General features: G+C 60.4%; 2 protein-coding genes. Both read left to right on the top strand.

Annotation, left to right across the window (positions count from 1 at the left end; genetic code table 11):
- Positions 1-499 precede the first annotated feature (499 nt).
- Positions 500-2,920 (top strand): phage/plasmid primase, P4 family, encoded by a 2,421-nt coding sequence (locus A2J03_RS24060; protein WP_068379033.1) that lies wholly within the window; start codon positions 500-502, stop codon positions 2,918-2,920.
- Positions 2,921-3,225: 305 nt separating this feature from the next.
- On the top strand, positions 3,226-3,795 hold the full coding sequence (locus A2J03_RS31820) for an HGGxSTG domain-containing protein (protein WP_231912696.1): 570 nt from the start codon (positions 3,226-3,228) through the stop codon (positions 3,793-3,795).
- Positions 3,796-3,815 lie beyond the last annotated feature (20 nt).

Here is a 3,815-nt window from a genome sequence, read left to right on the forward strand (position 1 = left end):
TACGAAAACGAGTACCGTCATCAATGCTCGACCGCCACCTCCGACCGCGAAGTGGCTTGAACCAGGTCTCCATCAGATCCAGGACGGTTCACTCGGAACCAGATACGGGACGTATCTGGGGCACTGGATGTATCTAGCACACATCTGCGGTGAGATGCGGTGCGTCGACCCCGAGCACCTACGTCCATACAAACGCAGCGAATACATCTCGTTCGGCGCAGACTACATCGGCCTGAACGCCCAGAAAGACCGCTGCCCTGAAGGACACCGATACGACGCGAAAGACAACCGTGGAACGCGGTTCTGCACTAGTTGCAACCTTGAGCGGAAGCGGAACGTGCAACGGGTGGCGCGGCTAGAAGCCCAGCTCGCTGCCGGAGGCGGCTGAAAAGCGGTCGGCCTCCTACTCGCCGCATTCGTTGCGAGTAGGAGACCGATACGGGACCACATCATTCTCATCGAGCCGAGCATCACCTCGGCAGGCCAGGAGGCCAAACACATGACTCAGGTTACCGCACCACAGCGGCGTAGCGCCATCCGCAAACCCAAGCAGCGCAGTCTAACTGGCGATGACTTCGTCAGTGCTGCGGACATCTACTACAACCTTGACTGGACCGGAATTCTCCCTCTGCGCGGGAAAGCTCTGGTGCCCAAAGGACTGACCGGATGGCAGGGAGTCGACGCGCCGTGGCCGGTCATTGTGGAATGGCCGCGCCAGATTCGTGGCTGCAACATCGCTCTACGGATGCCACCGGGCGTGATCGCAATCGACGTCGACCATCACGACGAGAAGCGCGGTGCCGACACCCTAGATCGATACGAGAAAGAACTCGGGCCGTTGCCGCCGACGTGGTCCAACACGTCCCGGGCAGGCACCCCGAGTAGGCAGTTGTTCTTCCGGGTACCCGAGCACTTTATCGCGCAGGGCAACCTCGGCACTCCGGAGGATTGCGTCGAGATCCTGCAGGCTCATCATCGTTATGCGGCAGTGCATCCGTCGGTCCATCCGCAGACCGGGGAGCTGTGGTGGTGGTACGACCCCGAAGGGAGAAGGAAAGTCTGGCCCTGCGAGCCGGGCCAACTCCCGGAGTTGCCTGGAGCTTGGCTGACCGCACTCGCCAGTGGCAACGCTGGCCCGCAGATGGTGGCCACCGCAGAGGAAGCCGACGACCTCGAGATCACATTCGACGGCGGCGATATGGATGCTGTGGTGAGGGCGACGCTCACAGAGGCTCTATATGCCCTGAGGGGCAGTAGGCACCCGGCACTAACGGCGTACACGCTCAAGCTGGTGCGATTGGGTGAGCGGGGCCGGACTGGAGTGATGACGGCTCGGTCGAGGTTGCTGCGAGCCTTCATCAAGGAGGCAGCCCGCGACGGTAGCCGCGACACCGAGCAGGCATCCGCCGAGTTCGACAAAGCGTGGTCTGGCGCGCTGCGGATCGTCGCGGCGACGCCGACGGCTGATGTGGCGGATGGCGTATGGCCAAGCCCGAACGAACCCCGAGTGGTCGCCCGACGGCTCCACGTCGAATGCGAACAGGAGCGCCCGGTGCGGTTCTGGAAAGAACGGTGGACCGGCTGGACGGGTACGCGCTGGAAGTTGTTCAGCCCGAGTGAGTTCCGAGAAAAAGTCTACAGCGCTTTGGAAGACGCCGTGTATCTCCATGGTTCGAAGAATGAGGTGGTCCGTAAACCGTGGAACCCCGACGACGGCAAAGTCAGCAAGGTCGTCGACGCGATGAAGGGTGTTGCGTGGCTCGGCGGCGATGTCGACGCGCCGTCGTGGCTGGACCACCGCCCCGATAATCCGCTCGGTGTCATCGCCTGCGCCAACGGATTGCTTCGGGTGACTGACGGCGTGCTGCTGCCGCATACCCCGCAGTTCTTCAATCTGGTGGCGGTGCCGTTCGACTACGACGCCGACGCTCCGCAACCGAAGATGTGGTTGCGTTTCCTCGACGAGGTGTTTCCGCGTGATCCAGCCGCCGTGACTGCACTACAGGAATGGTTCGGCTACATCGTTTCGGGCCGTACCGATCAACACAAGATGCTGATGGTGATAGGTCCCCCGCGTTCGGGGAAAGGGACGATCACCAATGTTCTGGAACAGTTGGTCGGGCGTGAGAATGCAGCTAGCCCGTCCACGGACGACCTGTCTAAATCTGGTGGCTTTGGGCTTCAAGCGCTGATCGGTAAGTCGTTGGCGACCATCGCCGATGGCCGCGTCTCGATCAACGGTAAGAAACTCGTGGAGAACCTGCTGCGAATCTCCGGTGGCGATTCGGTGCAGATTGACGTCAAGTACCACGAACCGTGGGTGGGCAAGCTGCCCACGCGATTGATGTTCATGTCCAACGAAGCGCCTGCACTCCCGGACAACTCTGCAGCGGTGATCAGCCGGTTGATCGCCTTGGAGATGACGCAGAGCTTTCTCGGTCGGGAGGATGTCGACCTCGGTCGCAAGCTCACCATGGAATTGCCTGGCATCTTGTTGTGGGCGCTGGACGGGCTCCGCAGCCTCGATGCTCGGGGGCACTTCGTCCAACCGGAATCCGGCGGTGAGCTCGCCGGGATGCTCAGCGAGAGTGCATCGCCGATGGCGCAGTTTGTCGAAGAACGGTGCGTATTCGGCGACAAAGAAGTGTGCTCATCGTCGGACCTGTTCTCCTTTTGGCGGCATTGGTGCGACGAGAACGGGCATCAAGCGGGCAGTTCCACCAAGATGGGCCGCGATTTGCATGCGTGGTTGCGGTCGACCGGATTGAGCAGGTCGGTACAACGGAAAAAGCGAGGTCCACGCGGTGGGCAGTCTTGGCATTATTTAGGAATGGGTTTTGCGAATGAATCGTCGAACGCGACGATTGACGGCGGTCGAGTGAAAACGTCGCGTATAAAGCGTCGGGCGGGTGCACGGTAACCCGGTGGTAGCCAGGCAGTAGGCCACACGGTAGCCCGCAAAATCGGGTTATTTGCGCTGGTTAAAGCTGTGTAGGCCAGGTAACCCACTTATTTTTATAAATATTGAAGTAATTAATAAAGAGGTATGGAAAGGGGGGGTATATGCACACACATATATATAAATAGGTTGAAATGTAGTGGGTTACGGGTTTCCGCCCCCTGGCCAGGGGAAATGCCGAAATACCGAGCGGGTTACGCCGGTTACGTGGGTTACAGAGACCTTATTGCTATATAGGCAGAGTTGAACCGAAAAGGAGAAATGCGATGACAACGAAAAGCGAACGGACAGCGGGGCTTGTGCCGAAGGTGACCTGCATTGCGAACCGATCCAACGGACAGCCGTGCTCGAACAGACCTATGAAGGGGCAGAACGTTTGCAAGAACCACGGTGGGGCAGCGCCGCAGGCCCGCGCCAAGGCTGCCGAGCGCATCTTGCTGGCACAGGACCTAGCCGCAGCGAAACTCGTCGAGCTGATGCGTGACCCGAGCGTTCCACCCGGCGTGCAAAGGATGGCAGCCGCGGATTTGTTGGATCGCGGTGGCAACGTGGCTGCGCACGTGTTGGCGATTCCTGGTCTCGGGAACGAAGAGCCCTGGCAAGTGGTGTTCTCGGGGATGGCCGGTGGCAGCCGCGCCGAGAGCCGCGCACTGCGCGGGATCGAGGATGACAATGCTGGTGTGCTCGACGCTGAGATCGTCGCTCTGGACGCTGAGGACGCACCGTTGGCGATGCTCGACGGCGTGGGCAATGGCAGTGCCGCAGTGAACCGTCCTGGATCTGATGGAGACCTGGTTCAAGCCACTTCGCGGTCGGAGGTGGCGGTCGAGCATTGATGACGGTACTCGTTTTCGTA

The sequence above is a fragment of the Rhodococcus sp. EPR-157 genome, assembly GCF_001647195.1.
In the GTDB taxonomy this organism is placed as follows: domain Bacteria; phylum Actinomycetota; class Actinomycetes; order Mycobacteriales; family Mycobacteriaceae; genus Rhodococcoides.